Source organism: Capsulimonas corticalis (assembly GCF_003574315.2).
Classification (GTDB): Bacteria; Armatimonadota; Armatimonadia; order Armatimonadales; family Capsulimonadaceae; genus Capsulimonas; species Capsulimonas corticalis.
The window spans coordinates 5,376,758-5,392,356 of the sequence record NZ_AP025739.1; the positions used below are offsets into that span (position 1 = coordinate 5,376,758).

At 61.0% G+C, this 15,599-nt stretch carries 10 protein-coding genes; 1 reads left to right on the plus strand and 9 read right to left on the minus strand.

What is annotated here, in order from left to right:
* The 9 genes from D5261_RS23045 to D5261_RS23085 form a co-directional block, all read right to left on the minus strand.
* Nucleotides 1–819, minus strand: coding sequence for an SDR family oxidoreductase (locus D5261_RS23045; protein WP_119324890.1), 819 nt, complete (start codon nucleotides 817–819; stop codon nucleotides 1–3).
* Entirely contained in the window at nucleotides 816–2,240 is a 1,425-nt protein-coding gene (gene uxaC / locus D5261_RS23050; protein WP_119324889.1) for a glucuronate isomerase, read from the minus strand. The genes D5261_RS23045 and uxaC overlap by 4 nt, the downstream gene beginning before the upstream one ends.
* Before the next feature lie 3 nt (nucleotides 2,241–2,243).
* Nucleotides 2,244–3,509 carry a tagaturonate epimerase family protein gene (locus D5261_RS23055; RefSeq protein WP_119324888.1) on the minus strand — a complete coding sequence of 422 codons (1,266 nt, stop codon included), beginning with the start codon at nucleotides 3,507–3,509 and terminating at the stop codon, nucleotides 2,244–2,246.
* A gap of 72 nt (nucleotides 3,510–3,581) precedes the next feature.
* Nucleotides 3,582–4,931: an MFS transporter gene (locus D5261_RS23060; RefSeq protein ID WP_119324887.1), complete on the minus strand. Its 1,350-nt coding sequence runs from the start codon at nucleotides 4,929–4,931 to the stop codon at nucleotides 3,582–3,584.
* A 40-nt stretch (nucleotides 4,932–4,971) separates the two neighbouring features.
* Entirely contained in the window at nucleotides 4,972–6,489 is a 1,518-nt protein-coding gene (locus D5261_RS23065) for a hypothetical protein (RefSeq protein ID WP_119324886.1), read from the minus strand.
* A gap of 47 nt (nucleotides 6,490–6,536) precedes the next feature.
* Nucleotides 6,537–8,771: a hypothetical protein gene (locus D5261_RS23070; protein WP_119324885.1), complete on the minus strand. Its 2,235-nt coding sequence runs from the start codon at nucleotides 8,769–8,771 to the stop codon at nucleotides 6,537–6,539.
* Nucleotides 8,772–8,825: 54 nt separating this feature from the next.
* A complete protein-coding gene (locus tag D5261_RS23075) occupies nucleotides 8,826–9,935 on the minus strand; it encodes a beta-propeller domain-containing protein (protein ID WP_119324884.1) in 1,110 nt (369 codons plus the stop codon).
* Nucleotides 9,936–9,975: 40 nt separating this feature from the next.
* Entirely contained in the window at nucleotides 9,976–12,024 is a 2,049-nt protein-coding gene (locus tag D5261_RS23080) for an outer membrane protein assembly factor BamB family protein (protein WP_165864644.1), read from the minus strand.
* A 441-nt stretch (nucleotides 12,025–12,465) separates the two neighbouring features.
* Nucleotides 12,466–13,722: a GntR family transcriptional regulator gene (locus D5261_RS23085; RefSeq protein WP_119324881.1), complete on the minus strand. Its 1,257-nt coding sequence runs from the start codon at nucleotides 13,720–13,722 to the stop codon at nucleotides 12,466–12,468.
* A gap of 363 nt (nucleotides 13,723–14,085) precedes the next feature.
* Between D5261_RS23085 and D5261_RS23090 the strand changes: the two genes are divergently transcribed.
* Nucleotides 14,086–15,531 carry an endo-1,4-beta-xylanase gene (locus tag D5261_RS23090; protein WP_119324880.1) on the plus strand — a complete coding sequence of 482 codons (1,446 nt, stop codon included), beginning with the start codon at nucleotides 14,086–14,088 and terminating at the stop codon, nucleotides 15,529–15,531.
* Nucleotides 15,532–15,599: the final 68 nt, after the last annotated feature.

Genomic DNA, 15,599 nt, shown 5'->3' on the forward strand with positions numbered 1-15,599 from the left:
TCAAATCGTGGTCGCGGAGAAGCCGCCGTCGACGACGATGTTTTGGCCGGTGACGAACGAGGAAGCGCGCGGCGCGGCGAGCCAGATTGCCGCCCCCGCGAGTTCCTGCGACTCGCCAAAACGTCCCATCGGCGTGTGAGCGATGATCTGCCCGCCGCGTTCGGTGTAGCTCCCCTCCGGGTTCATCAGCAGAGCCCGATTCTGTTCGGCGGGGAAGAAGCCGGGGCTGATGGCGTTAACCCGGACACCCCGGCCCGCCCACTCGCGCGCCAGAAACTGCGTCAGGTTCAGCACCGCCGCCTTGGCCGCCGAATAGGCGACCACTCGTGATAGCGGCGTCATTCCAGACAGCGACGCCACATTGATGATGCTTCCCTGTCCCGACGCCAGCATTGCCTCGCCGAAGATCTGGCATGGCAGCAGCACCCCGCCGACCAAATTCAGGTCGAAGACGCCGCGCCACGCTTCCAGCGGCAGGACGCAGAAGTCCGCGCCGGGCGGCAGTGTCGCGTCGGGACGGTTGCCGCCCGCCGCGTTCACCAGCACGCTGACCGCTCCCCACTGCTCCGCGACGGCGTCACGCGCCGCCGCCAGCGATTCCGGATCCATCGCGTCCACGGACTGGAACAGCGCCGCGCCGCCCGCCTGCGAAATGCGGCGCACGGCCTCGTCGCCGCGCTCCCGACTGCGTCCCAGAACAGCCACTCGCGCGCCCGCACCCGCCAGGGCGTCGGCCATCGCCCCGCCCAGCACACCCGTGCCGCCGATCACGACGGCGACCTCACCCGTCAAATCGAACAATCCCGTTTGGGTCGTCATGACTTCCCGCTCGCCTCCGGGATGTCCAGCGCTAGATATCGTTTGGCGTTCCCAAAGCAGATGTTTTCGATCATCGGCCCGACCAATTCCTCGTCGCCCGGGATCTCGCCGCTTTCTATTTCCCGCCCGATCACATTGCACAGCACCCGACGGAAATACTCATGACGGGGGTAGGACATAAACGAACGGGAATCGGTCAGCATCCCAACGAAGCGCGAGAGCAGGCCCGTGTTGGACAGGGTGTTGAGCTGCCATTCGATCCCCTCTTTGGTGTCCAAGAACCACCAGCCGGACCCGAACTGGATCTTCCCGGGCGTGGAGCCGTCTTGAAAGTTGCCGGCCATTGTCGCCAGCACATAGTTGTCGTTCGGATTGTTGTTGTAAAGAATTACCTTCGGCAACGCGTCTTCTTGCTGGAGCCGATCCAGATAGGCGCCGAGCGACGCGGCCTGCGGCCAATCGCCGATGGAATCGAAGCCCGTATCCGGGCCCAGCTTCTGTAAGCCGCGCGTGTTGACGCTGCGCAGAGCTCCCAGGTGGAGCTGCTTGGTCCAGCCGCGTTTGGCGTCCAGCCGTCCGAAGAAGAGCATCAGATAGGAGGCGAATTTGGCGTGGTCGTCAGCCCCAGCGGCCTGCCCGGCGCGCGCACGGTCAAAAATGGCCGCCGCTTCGGCTTCGCTCGGGAAGTCGGCATAGCAACGAGCGAGGCCGTGGTCGGAAAGGCGACTCCCGATCTCATGGAACGCGCGATGGCGTTTGTCCAGCGCATCCAAAAGATCCGGCAGACGGCCGATTTGCGTGTCGCTGATGGCCTCCAGCTTTCCCAGCCATGCGTTGAACGCCTCGGGCTGGTCCACCGCCAGCGCCTTGTCCGGGCGGAAGGCCGGGTAGACACGCGTCGGCAGATCCGAGTCGGCGATTGACCGGTGGGCCGCCAGGTCGCCGGTTGGATCATCCGTGGTGCAGAGGGCGGCGACTTGGAATTTCCGGAGGATTCCCCAGGTCGTCAGATCGGAGGTCTGGAGCTGTGCGTTAGCGCGCTCCCAGATCGCAGGCGCGGTCTTCTCATTCAGCAGTTCATCGATCCCGAAATATCGCTTGAGTTCGAGATGGGTCCAGTGATAGATCGGATTGCGAAGGGTGTGCGGTACGGTCTTTGCCCAGGCCAGGAATTTCTCGTATGGATCGGCGTCCCCGGTGCAGTAGCGCTCCTCGACGCCGTTGGCGCGCATGGCGCGCCACTTATAATGATCTCCCGCCAGCCAGATCTCGGCAAGATCGTTAAAGCGTCGATTTCCGGCGATGTCGTCTGGGGGCAGGTGGTTATGGTAATCGAGAATCGGTTGGTCTGCCGCGTATTGATGATACAAAAGGCGGGCCGTTTGGGTTTGCAGGAGGAAGTCCTCGTGAATAAACGACATCGTTTAATGCCCTCCTGCGTTGCTGAGAAACAGCGGCTGTAGATGACGCGCGTAGAGGTTTTCGGTGACGTTACGGGCGATTGCCGCCTCGCACGCGTCCAGCATCCCCAGATATCGGTCGCCCATCTGCCCCGCAATCTTGTAGCCGACATGAAGCAGTTGACGCATATCGGGATTGAATTGAGGATTTGTGGGGTCGTGGCGCACGGCGGCTGTGAATTGCTCCGAAGTCCAGCCATTGACCGTCTCGGCGCTGGGCAGGCGAGCAGGATCGATGTCGATCACCGCCGCATAGGGCGCGCAGAGCGCGTCCCGCTTGGCGAGCGCCGCCGCGTAGATCTCCTGCGCCAGCTCCAGTCCCTCGCCGCCGGATTCCGCCAGTCCGATCAGCTCTTCCAGCCAGGTCGTCCCGGCGGTCTTGATGTGCAGGCCAGCCCCGGTGTCGCGCAGCGCCCGCTGGATCGGGCCATAGAGCGAGAACTTATCACTGCCGGAATGGACGCTGAGTTTCAGCGTTGTCGGCAGTCCATATTGCTTGACCGCGAAGGCGATCACCGCCAGATCATCGCGAAACTCCGTCTCGAACTTCGCCAGATCGCCGACATAATCAACGCCTTTGTTGAACCGCCCGGTGAATTTCGGGGCGATGGTCTGCGCGGGAATGCCTTCCTCGGCGATAAGCGCCAGAATCACCAGCAGCTCGGGCGGAGTCTGCGGGCTGTCGGTCTCGTCCATGGAAATCTCCGTGATGAACCGTCCCTCGCCCTTCGCGGCGGCGATGCCCCGATAGATCCGGCCCGCCTCCTGAACCGCGCGCTGATATTTCCCGGCGATCCGCTCGATATCCGCCCGCGTGGTTTCCAGCGGCTCGGCAATGCCGGGAATCGCCAGCCGCCCTATCAGCTCATTGTGACGGGCAGAAAAGGCCCCTAACAACTCTTCGTCTGGAGCAAGCCCGATTGCGTCGGCCACATCCAGCGTGTAGAAATCGCTTCCGGCGAGGAAACCGTCCACCGTCTCCAGCCGAACATGGTCGGCGTCTACATGATACGGCCCGTCCCAGCCCAACGCCTTGACCGCGGCGTCCGCCGCCGCGCGCACGCTTGACGGCTCCGATCCAATCGTCGCATGTTCTCGGTAAGACTTATTCCAGACGGGCGTGATCTCGACGCCCTGTTCCGCCGCCATCTGGCAGGCGCGCAGCTGCGCCTTCGCCTGGTGGGCAAAACGATCCCCCACCCCAAACGAGTATTTCCCAATCTTCAGCATTCGTAATTCCGTTCCTTTTCCACATTCCGTTTCTACATTCCGTCAATTTCACAATAATCCATCGACAGATATTTACACGCTCGTCCCGTCATCAGTGACCACGCGGCGTTCATTCTCGCGAGCGTCAACAAGTTTGGGGACGAGAATCTGGATCGCCAGCAGAGAAAGCAGATACATAGTGGAGGCCCAGGCGAAGATCAGGGCGTAGCTGCCGGTCTTGGTCACCACATACCCCACCACCTGGGCGTTGCCCATGCTCGCGATCCCCGAGACGAAGCCGCCCAGCCCGACCACGGAGCTGACGGCGCGCTTGGGCATCGTGTCGGAGACGAACGTGTACAGGTTGGCGGACCAGCCCTGGTGGGCGGCGGCGGCCAGGCCCACGAGCGCCACCGTGACCCAGGAGTTTTCGACGGAGGCGGCAAAAAAGACCGGCGTGACGCAGACGGCGCAGACAAGGAGCGAGGTCTTGCGGGCGGCGTTGAGGCTCCAGCCACGGCCGATCAGCTTTGCCGCGAGCCAGCCTCCGCCGATGCTGCCGACGATCGCCATTGTGTACACGATTCCCACGCGCACACCCGTCTGCTGCAATGTCAGATGGTAGCGTTTCTGGAGAAAATCCGGCAGCCAGAAGAGATAGAACCACCAGACCGGCCCCGCCAGCAGGCCGGCGATCATGTACGCCCAGGCGGCGCGAAAGCGCAGCAGGCTCAGCCATGGCGCCGCCGCTTCCGTCGTCACCACCCGGCCTTCCTCAATATAAGCGCGCTCGGCGACCGAGAGCCGAGGATGGGTCTCAGGGGAGTCGTACAGCAGCGCCCACGCGACGATCCACCCCAACCCCAGCGCGCCCGTGATGTAGAACGCCGCCGGCCACCCGAACTTCGCGGCCAGCAGAGGAACGGTCAGCGGACAGACGATCGCGCCGATGTTGCTGGCGCTATTGAAGACGCCCGTCGCCAGCGCCCGCTCCTTCAGGGGAAACCATTCCGTGACGGTTTTGATCGCCGCCGGAAAGTTGCCGCCCTCCGCGAGCCCCAATCCCAAACGGGCGATGCTGAAGCCGAGCACCGTACGAACGAGTCCATGCGCGACAGCGGCCACGCTCCACAGAAAGGCGGCCCAGGACAGTCCGCGACGCACGCCAAAACGGTCCATGAGGCGCCCCCCAAAAAGATAACCGCAGGCGTAGGCGAGCTGGAAGGCGCTGACGATATTGGCGTAGCCGGTGTCGGTCCACCCCAGTTCGTGCGAGAGCTGGGGCTTGAGGACGCCGATGATCTGCCGATCCATATAGTTGATCATGGTCGCGAAAAACAGCAGGCCGCAGATCACCCACCGGAAGTTGCCGACGCGCGCGCCCGGCGCGCCGGATTCCACGGCCGACGAGGCCGACGGATGCGTATCTTTGATAGGCGTCATAAATGCTTCCTTTTGCCCGAAGACTAAAGTACGGTGCGCCTCAGTTCGCTCGAATGACCAGCACGAGGCCGGGATCGGACTTATCGCCGGGCGTCGCGGCGTTGCGGCCGATGCGGTCAATCACGGCGCCGGGAATCGTCACACGGCTGCCCGAGACGCGAACCTGGCGAGTAATCTCCTGTGGAATGTCGCCGGCCAGGTCCTGTGCGAGGATTCGTCGCGCGGTCACCGGTTTGTCGAACACCAGGGTCAGAGAATGATAGCGTCCGAAGATTCCGATGGGGCCGGAGTACTGCCCGACTTGCAGTGTCACATCGGCCACTTCCCCAGTGATCCACTGGCGGTCCGTAGCGCTCGGACAAATCGTCCGCCCCAGTGTCGCCACAGCCACCGCCCCATTGGGATTGCGCGATGCGACGACGAACGGCTTGACGCCGCCGGAAGCCAGCGCCACCTCCGGCAAGGGAAGCCCGCGCGTAACGATTGCCGGAGCAGTTTCCGTCTGATCCTGACCGGCGGCGATGCGCCAGGATTCGTCCTTTTGAAAGATCCAGTTGTCCGTCATCTGCTCGGGAGAGATCGCCGCAGCGTTGGCGCCGACGGCGAACGCCGGCGCGAGCCGATGCCACCGGACGGCGCGGACGACCTCGTCCGTGCAATGTTTTAGGTCGCGAGTGAGCGGCGGAAAGACAAAATCCTGACGCCCGCTCGGCAGAGCGCCGGCGAAGCTGTGTCGCATCACCCCGTAGCAACATCCGAGGGCCGCGCCCATATACACTTCATCCTCGCAATTGATCAGCCCCTTGGCCGGCGGCTCTGCTTTGAAATCCAGCTCCTTCACAACTCGACTAAGCGTTTGCGGAACCGATAACAGCGCGTCCACATCGTAGGTCCGATAGGTGTCTCCCCACGCAATTGCCTGCGGAAGCATCGCCGTTTCAATGGTCAGTGTGGGCGCGGTCCGCCGGCCCAGGTCCGTCAAATGACGCCGCCACGCTTCGTCTCGGCTCTGATTACCATAGTCGACCTTCCAATAGGCCACCCCACTGGCTTGCATCCATTGCAACCGCTGTGTCCAAAAGTCATCCGTCTTGGCGTCCGCGCGCATCCATAAGCCCAGCCCACGCCACCCGCTTTTCTTCACGGCGTCCGAAAGCTTTTGGAAGTTTTCCGGCTGAGTCCCGGCGGAGTAAGAAGGAAATCTGGCGGGCATCACCTCGATGTTCTCATTCGGCAAATCCCACCCTTCGTCCATCAAAAAGTAAAGATCCTGCCGTACCGGAGCGTACTGCCCCAGCCAGTTCTGATTGGCTCCCTGTCCGAACATCTGGCTTTCCTGGACGGCGTCCTTCTGCTGACCTTTCCCATAGCTCGAGTAGTACCCCTGGATGTTCCATGTGCAGAAATAATCGGGAGACGTATTGGCCGTTGTGGGAACGAGGCTCTGTTGCTTCTGCGCCGCCGAGCAGGCAGGCAAGAAACAGAATACCGACGCAACGGCGAGAGCCAGAGCCGCCCCCATATTATTGTGATTGCTGAGATCGGAAGTCAGACGCAACTTTTATTCCTAGTCCCACGCCTTCTTTCGGCGTCGTCTGCCGCGACTCATGCCTTTGTTTTCAAGACCACGTTGAAACGACGCACCGGATCGCCATCTAAAAGCGTCGTCGGAGCCTTCGAGCTCACGGAGACTTGAACCGTGAAGTACCCCGTCGCCGCATTGTATGCGGCTGGCTGTGCGCTGCCGCCCTTCACGCTGACAGTTGGGGCGGAGGCGGCGTAGCCGTGCAGCGTCACGGCGTCTTCCGTGGGAGACAGCACGAGGGAGACGGTCAGTTTTCCAGGCGCGTCCTGTAGGGAGGAGATTCGGCTTCGGCCGGTGCCGACGATCTTTCCGGCGTCTCCCAGAAATGCGACGCCGGAGCGACCGACCGGGGCAATGACATATTCGGCCCAGTCGGGAGCCCCCAGCGTATCGGAATAAGTTTCCGAGGCGCTCAAACGCCGGCCGCTTCCATCGGCGGATTTGTAAACATAAACTGGACCAGACAGACCCAGCGAGGAGGGAGTAAAGGAAACACCGGGCGCGTCGCCGCTCCGTGTGTAGGCGAACGCGTAAACGGTGCGCTGTCCGTTGTCCGTAAAGGTCGACGCCAGAAATGGGTGATGCAGGCTGGAGGCGTCGGCGACCAGGGTGGCGTCGACCGGAAGCAGAGGCGCATCGGGACGGACAATGGCTCCGTCCTCGCGAACAGCCCGCAGGAGGTTGGGCCGCGATTCCGCCCCGATCGCGTCGCCTGTCCCGACGGGGCCGGATGAAAGTACGGCAATCGTCAAGTTATCCATCTCCGTGGACATAAAGACATCGGTCCAGGGACGGATATTCATGGCGTCGGCCAGAATGGAGGTGTAAAGAAAGTCATTCCAACGACTTCGACTAAAACGATCGTTGCTGGTGCGGATCGTCGTCAGATTATTGTAGTGCGTCCCTTGCAGGAAAAAGCGCGGCAGGGGCATGCAGTACTGCAACGTTTGACCGTGCGCTTTCGCGGCGCGGGCCATGTTGTCGGCGAACGCCGGGCCGGTCTCCAGGGTGCTCGCCATTTCGGGAGAGTTTTTGTAAATCTCGTTCAGCCAGTCCTGCTCGTAGGTCACCACCCCGCTGCTCTTCAAATAGTCGGTGCGGTCGTCCCACCAGCGCGGATCGACAGCGGCCACTCCGCTGATCTTGTAGTTCGCATGATACGGGCTAGTCCGGTCAATCCAGCGCCCGTGGACGACTAGCGGCAGGCCAAGTTGCTTCTGGAACGCCGCCAGCCCGTCCGGGAACAGAGCTGGGGACGCCGAGTAGTCCAGCGTTCCGCCGTAAGCATTCCAATTCTCCGCGGGCAGGCTCGCCACCTTCAGGCCGCCGGGAGCGCCTCCGCCCGCCGGAACCTGCGTTTTTTGATACCACCAGCTATCGATTTGCATGTAACGGATCGGAATGTTCTTCGCCCGATACTCATCCGCCACGGCCTGAATCGTCCCGGCGTAGCCTTTGTCCTTGTCGTAATTGTAGTAGTAATACGCCCCGTTGTCGGTCCAGTAGCCGAGTGACTTGAGCGTCAGATCGGCGTCATCAGCGGGACGCGTCTTTCCGCTCACGGTGGTGATCGCATCGCCCCAGGCGTGAACCGTCACTTCGATCCCTGGCCCAATCGCAAGCCACGACGTATGCGTGAAGCCGGCGGGCGTGTCGGCAAGACTGGGGTTCAGACCGCTGGCGAGGAGCGTTTTCCCGTCCCCATGCATCTGCGCCACAAAAAAATCCGATCCGGCGGAAAGGACAGCCGCGTGCGCCTCATCATCGAACAAAAACCAGGGCGTGCCATTGTTTCTCAGATGATTGACGGACGGCGGGGACATCGCATTTTCTACATAGCTCAGCGTGTGGATGTTCTGAGGGAACGTCGTGAACGCCGGAAAATCTTGAGTAAGATGCGACGCCTGCGGAGTTGCGATCGAAAACTGCACGAGCGGCCGGGCGTCGTATACCCGGATCGTCCCCTCGCGCGACGCGTCGGTCTTCCATCCAAACGCGATCTGGCGATATCCGCCGAGCTTGTCGCGGCCACTGGTGGACCGGACATCGGTCAGCGGCGCCCCGACGGTTCCGGAAAATGTCCAGGCCGGGTTTTGTGCGGTCACGGTGTATGCTCCGCTGGCTTCGTCCACGGAAACAGAGAGCCCTGCGGCCGACGGCGTCAGCGTTGCAGCCGGCGTCTTCGATGCGGACAGCGCCAGCATGCCGGACAGCAGCGCGAGAGTCGAAAGCGATGAAATTTGTAGCGTACTCATAAAGTCAATCTACCGTATCTTTTTGTCTAATTTGCAATGGCGTTGATGGGCCGATCAATGCAGGGATTCGCCGGGATTCTCGGGGACGCCCGGATCGTCCAGGACCTGCACGGCGGTCGCATCGCCAATGTCTTTCCAGTCCTGAAGAACCCAGACCACCTTCTTATCGGGCGTCACCTCGATGAGCTGCGGGCCTTGTCCGCCTTTGCCGCGTGATGTAAAGATCGTGTTTCCGTTCGCCAGCCGAGTGCAGCTCTGCGGCGCGGAGGTGAATTGGTATTGCGCCGGCAGATCGGCGCTGCAACTGAACTCCCAAACCGTGGCGCCTTTGGGGTCGACTTCGCGCGTCAGGGCGTCCTTCTCATCCGTGATCAAAGTATTGCCGTTCTTGAGACGAAGCGCGGCCCACGGCGAGTTGATCTTGTAGGTCCAGATCTCCTTGAAGTCTTTGTCGTATTCCACGACTTGATTTCTAGTCAGAAAGGAGACGAGGTAAGTTCCCTGAGCGGTCACACGGGCGCGGCGGAACTGTCCGTGGATACCGCTGGGATCCCCCGCCTCGAAACCGGGGATTTCGTGGTTGACCTCAACAGCCCCCGTCTTGATGTTGACGACCATCAGTTTGGGCGGCAGGCCGTTCACCACGAACATGACCTTGTCCAGCCCAATGGGCTGGCAGGTATGGACCTCGGTATGATCGAGGCCACCGGGGGTCTTGAAGTCATAGCGCCAGATCACCTTCTTGGCGGGAGTGATTTCGGCGACGTATTTCATACGGGTGAAGAGAATGTTGCCGTTGGAAAGCATCCAGACATCGTCGTACTCCGGCCCTTTGCCGGTGGCGTATGTCCAGATCGGCTTGCCGTCCTTAACGAGGAACATCGTGTTGCAGTTCTCGCCGACATAGAGCATTGGATGCTGCGCCAGGCCCTTGCCGGGCAAGTCCGGCGGCGCGACGGCGGCCGGGTTCCCGAAGGGGGCGGCCTCTTCGTCCGACCCCATCGCCGGCACATCGGGGGCAGTGAATTTGTCCAGCGCCGCCATACACGGCGTCGCGGGAGCGGCAGCCGCATGGCGGCCACGCGCCTGCGCCGCAATGCCGCTCATTGTAGAAAAGCCGATCATCGAAAATGCAGCCCATTGTGCGATGGATTTAGTATTCATGGTTTCGCTTCCTCTTAACAATCAGACTCGCAAGCATCGTCTAACGCGCTTCCCCTCCGGCGAGAACGCGCGGAGTATAATCCACCGTGGCCGTTTTTGGTCCGCGCGGTGGGAACGGCAGGAACGTCAGCACGGCGCTGACGCTTTGTTTTGGCGCCAGCGCGGGGAAATTGTGGTAGAACACGCCAGCCTGCCCGGAAGCGCTGGTCGCGCCGTTGCCGCTCCCACTTTCCAGTGTTAGCCTCACTCCCGCGCTCAGACTGTCCAGCGCCAGCGAAACGGGACTGGGGAGAGTCGCCGCGCCGACATTGGTGAGCGTGACGGTCTGGGTCATGCGCCCGGTGGCTTTGTCCACTTTTATCTTGCCGCGCTTGATTTTGACGTCCGCCGTGACATCTATTCCCAGGGCCGGGGATTTCACGCCGTAAACGAGAATGCTGCCCGCCGTCGCCACATAGACGCGCCCGTTGGTGATAGTCGGCGGGTTGAACTTCATAAAATTTCGGTAAACGACGCCGTCAATGGTCGGGGCGGTGTCGCCGCTGCTGTAAAGCTCCTCCAGCGTCGCGGCGTCATAAGCGTGCAGACGCATCCGTCCCGGGTCCGCATGGTCCCTCATGTTTAGGCCGGTCGGATAGTAGGACTCGGTCACCCAGACGACGCCATTGTCGGCGCCGTCGGCCGAAACGCTGGGGGTGGCTCCCGGGAATCCGAAGCGTAATGACGTGTTGGAAACGGTCTGCGATTCTTCCAGACGCCCATTCGCAATTGGGACGCGCTTGAGATACTCGCCGGTTCGCAGATAGTAGACCGCCCCATGGAAGTATGCGGGGACGCTGTACAGGCCGTACCATTGCTTGCTGGTGTTCCCATCGCCGTCGGCGGGCACTTCGATCTCCTGCACGACTTTGTTCGCGGCGGCGTCGAATCCGCCGAGCGCATCACGGTCCACGAGGGAGAGCATCCCCACCTTGCCGCCGGAGAACATCAGATGACGATGCTTGGCGCTCCCGACATCGTCGGGCAGCAGCAGCATTCCGCTCGTGCCCAAATCGGCGTCTCCCCGGTCCAGGCCCACATGGTTGAACGGGCAAAAGTAGTCTTTGACGTTGAGCGTTTCGCCGTTCAATTTCAGGAAGCACTCGCCCCAGTTCCCCGTCGGAGCGTCGAAGACGCCGTTGCCGGTGCTGACATAGACGTTCCCGGCGGTGTCGATGGACGGTGAACCGCCGCTCTGCCAAATGCCCGCGCCGAACTGGGCCACGCTCGGCGAATCGTTGAGCGCCGCACGGACAGCGCCGGTCCTGGCGTCGCAGGCGATCACCCAGCCATGATACGGCCCCTTATCCTGATGGGAGGCCCACGCGATATAGACCTTGCCGGCGTTCAAAACCAGGCCGCAGCGCTGATTCTCCAGGTCCGGACGAAATGTGATCGGACCGGTGTCCGGCCGCCCTTCCGTCCCTGTGGATGTCGCCGTGATCTCCACGGGAAAGCCGGGCGCGAACTTATTCGCGCCGGTCGCGCAGTCGAGCGCATACAGACGCTGGTGATAATCGGACGGCGTTAAGCCGCCGTTTTCCATCGTCAAGACCACGACATAAAGCGTCCCGGTCGCCGGGTCGATTACGGGCGTGCCGGTGACGCCAATCTCCGGCTGCAAGTCGGAGTTGCCAAAGAAAGGCTGGCGCGTCTGCCCATCCACAAAATCCGTTCGCTTCCAAAGCGTCTCCCCGGAGTCGGCGTCGAAAGCGTAGACGCTGTCATGCTCGGTGGCGACAAAAAGGACATTACGCCGGCGCCCATCCGGCAGCGGCGTCCCGGCCAGATACAAAGGCTGTGCGTAGATTTGCGCGCCGCTGAGGTTATGGGGGATATTTGGTCCGACGCCTGCGTCCACGGGAATGCGAAACAGCAGGCCAAACCGGCCGGCGCGCAGAAGGGCCGGAGTCAGCAATTTCTCCTGTAGATTCTGACCGGTGTTGGCGCAATCGTTGTGCGACTTCAAGACATCGGCGGTCTGTGCCGACGCCAGGCGATTGGTCAAAGCCGGGAACGCCGCGAGAAGGACGCCCAGAAGCGGTAACATTTTCTTCAATCGGTGAAACATAGGTGTCTATGGAGCGACGCCGCAGGGCGGGGAGCCGGTAAAGCCGCTCATACTCTCGTGATCGTGCGCTGCCGCGAAAACGGGGAAGAGGATCGCCATATGAATAGCGATGATAGCGATAACAATGAGCAAATCACTCAACATCAAACGCGATGCCGAGTAGAATGATGCACGAAGTCGTCTCTTCTCCTGAGAAGCCATACTTGGCCCATCCTCCGGGAATGCTTGCCGCGTCCTCCGATGGCCGAGCTCATCGCGCCAAGAATGTACCGGTAGTGTAACATGATCTGGACCCATTGTCAATAGTACTTCATATTATTATGGTACAAAGTTTTGGAGCACTGAAATTTGGTACACAGATGCCAAAATCTGCATAATTCTGGCTTCTTTCTCCCATATGTTCGTCTCACGCCGTGTCAGTCATCCATTGGCGGCTTGGGAGCGATTGAGATCAATCTCGGCGCTCTCTCGAACGATCAGATCCGCCGGGAGGCCAACAGATACGATGGTGGCGCGCCGGTCCCGGATACGGCGCATCAGCAAATCTACGGCCTGGATTCCGATCTCCTCGTATGGCTGCGCCAGCGTCGTCAGGCCGACGCCGTTGGGGAGGGCCGGGACGATATCGTCGACTCCCGTGAGCGCCACATCTCCCGGAATCGAAAGCCCGAGATGCTCCAATCGCTCCGCCACGGCCACCGCCAGATAGTCGCTGACGCAGACCGCCGCTGTCGGGCGCTGGTCTTTCGGCAGGCGAAAGAGGGCGTCGAAGAGTGTCCAGGAGCGCTCGCCTTTGTAAGGCGGGATATTCAGGATCATCTCCGTCACCTCCGGATCGCCGGCGCCGCGCACCGCATCCACGTACCCCTGCGTGCGGTTCTGGACCGTCTGGATCGGCTCGAAGCGCGTCATGAAGGCGATCCGGCGATGTCCCCGCGCCAGCAGGTATTCGACCACTGTGACCATGGCGCCGTGATTCTCCAGTCCCATGAAGTCGACATCGACCCCGGGCATATTCCGGTCGAGCAGGACGAGCGGGACGCTGCGGCTGACTTCGCGCGCCAAATCGTGGTTGTGACGATACGCATATGGATAAAACAGCGCCCCGCCGAACCCCTGGTCCCGAATATAGCGCAGGTGTTCGGCCTCGCGCGCCGCGTTCTCCTCATCCGATCCGATGTGCTTCCCTCCGATGTCGAGAAACACCGCATGGCGCCCAAGCTGCATCAATGCCTGGTTCATGCCCCAGAAGATCCGCTGCTGCGCGGTGCCGGCGTGCTCCAGCGGCCCGCCGCCATGCCACATGATCAGGGCGACGAGGTTAGACGCCGAGATCCGAGGAGGCGTTCTGCGGCTGACTTGCTCCGCTGGCGCGCTCCGCTTCTCATCCCTCGCCTTCTCGTCGCTCGTCTCCAGTGGCGCGGAGCCGACGGTCGGACGACATTTGGGCCGATGGGTGACGAGACCGTCGCGAACCAGATGTTCGATAGCGATCCGCACTGATCGCCGGTGGACTCCCAGATCTGCGGCCAACGTCCGCTCCGTGGGCAGCGGTTCTCCTGCGACATAGACCCCCGACCGGATCCGGTCGGAGAGCACGGCGGCGACGCGCTCCGACACCTGCCGCCGCGAAGCCTGACCGGCTTCATTCGGGAGCCCTGAGAGATGGAATGTCATAGGTTTGGCTCGATCTGTAACGATCTGTCTATCATACTGATGTGCGCGGGAGTAATACCATGATATCCCCCAAAAGTTTAGCCGTCATTGTACCATACCTCAAGGAGGAAAGGCTCAAAGCATCCATCGCTCCCAAACGCCGTGATTGTACCAAAACGCAGAATCGCAGGATGGAGGGACACGGCCCGTTTCCTAAAATTCATACACCGTCTTATTGTGAGAGTTGATTGACAGATAGCCTTAGATGAACTATAATTAGCCACTGATATACCGTTAACAATCTTAAAGCGCTCGAATATTGCGCGGCGGAATGAGGATGATGTGAATAATCGTTCAGTTCATTATCGGAGATGGAAAACAGTTATGGGCGTCGCCGCTATCGCGATGATATTTGGATCGTCGCCCGAGGCGCCGGCGCAATCGGGCTTTCCGGATAGCCTGCGTAAGTACTCAGACAACCATCATGTTCCCTTTCGGATCGGGACCGCCGTCACGCTGCAGGGCGGCCCGTCTTTGTACCCCGTCAACGGATATCTGCCCGGACTGCTGAGCGGCTCCGAGCGAGATCGCGTCTATCAAGCGCTAATCGCGCGCCAGTTCAATCAGGTCGAACCGGGAAACGAGTTCAAGATGATGAGCCTCTGGACCGGCGGCGCGGCGCGCGTCAATGGCCGGTATGTCGCCAAAACCAATCTCAGCGATCCTTCCGGCCCCCTGATGTCCCTCTGCCGCTGGGCCGAGTCTCAGCCGGGCCGGCTCACGGTGCGCGGCCATTGCATGGTGTATAACCCGTCGTATACGCTTCCCACCTTTCCCAAGGATCAGCCTCCGCTCTTTGTCGAAGACAAAGGCGATACTCGGACCCTGAGTTCTTCCTATCAGCCGCGCGATTTACGCGACATGCTCCAATCCTATGTCGAGCAAGTCGTGGACGCAACGATGGCGCAGAACGCGCAGTCGCGCATGCAATATGGCTACAAGGTTGTGGCGGCGTGGGACGTGACCAATGAAGTCGTCAGCGATGACGACGCCGGCGCGGAATATCCCGGCGCCGGATTCGCTTACCGCTCCGGCGATCCCTGGTATCGCAACGGACCGCGCGCGGAAGGCGCGGGCGGCTATGACTACATCGGCGATATCTATCGCTGGGCGTTCCAGCGAATGAAGAAGAACATCGGGACAACTCTTCAGGGCCGAAAGATTACCTCCGCCGATTCGTTCCTGTTATATTACAACGATTACAATCTGGAGTGGAGCGCGCCCAAAATGGCGCGCGTGCTGAACTTGATCCGCCGCATCCGCCACAGCGGCGGAAATGTCGATGGGCTGGGCTTCCAGGCGCACACCGAGGCGGGCAAGCTCAACGCGTCCCAGTTTGCGACAAACATCAAAGCAGCGATCCAGGAAGGCTTGCGGTTCAGCATTACGGAGAACGACATCACCATCACGCCGCCAGCCACGGATGCGTCTCAGCCTTCCATCGCCCAGCAGGAACAGGCCCAGGGACGTGAATACGGCGCGACTATGGGACTTTGCCTCAAATATCGAAAATCCTGCGATGCTTATCAGATCTGGGGCGCAACGGATGATGGTTCGTGGCTGCAAAACAAGGAAGCCACGCCCTTTACCCGCTGGATCTCCGACACTCGCATCGGCGCAACTCATAACATGTTCGGATATTGGCCCAAGATGGGGCAGTACGCGCCGCAAACGCTATTCAACCCTAAAACCAACGATTTGGATCCGCATTCAGGGCACAATGTCAGCGACGCCTACGCTCAACTCTTAACCGCGCTCAAAGCTCCATAACAAGCCCCGAGATCAAAATAAAAGCCGCCTTGCAGATGATATCATCTGCAAGGCGGCTTTTTCGTCAA

Excerpts from the sequence above, each read along its gene's own strand:
- D5261_RS23075 (WP_119324884.1), bottom strand. The coding sequence starts at position 9,935 with ATGAATACTAAATCCATCGCACAATGGGCTGCATTTTCGATGATCGGC.
- D5261_RS23045 (WP_119324890.1), bottom strand. The coding sequence starts at position 819 with ATGACGACCCAAACGGGATTGTTCGATTTGACGGGTGAGGTCGCCGTC.
- D5261_RS23080 (WP_165864644.1), bottom strand. The coding sequence starts at position 12,024 with ATGTTACCGCTTCTGGGCGTCCTTCTCGCGGCGTTCCCGGCTTTGACC.
- D5261_RS23090 (WP_119324880.1), top strand. The coding sequence starts at position 14,086 with ATGGGCGTCGCCGCTATCGCGATGATATTTGGATCGTCGCCCGAGGCG.
- D5261_RS23085 (WP_119324881.1), bottom strand. The coding sequence starts at position 13,722 with ATGACATTCCATCTCTCAGGGCTCCCGAATGAAGCCGGTCAGGCTTCG.
- D5261_RS23070 (WP_119324885.1), bottom strand. The coding sequence starts at position 8,771 with ATGAGTACGCTACAAATTTCATCGCTTTCGACTCTCGCGCTGCTGTCC.
- uxaC (WP_119324889.1), bottom strand. The coding sequence starts at position 2,240 with ATGTCGTTTATTCACGAGGACTTCCTCCTGCAAACCCAAACGGCCCGC.
- D5261_RS23060 (WP_119324887.1), bottom strand. The coding sequence starts at position 4,931 with ATGACGCCTATCAAAGATACGCATCCGTCGGCCTCGTCGGCCGTGGAA.
- D5261_RS23055 (WP_119324888.1), bottom strand. The coding sequence starts at position 3,509 with ATGCTGAAGATTGGGAAATACTCGTTTGGGGTGGGGGATCGTTTTGCC.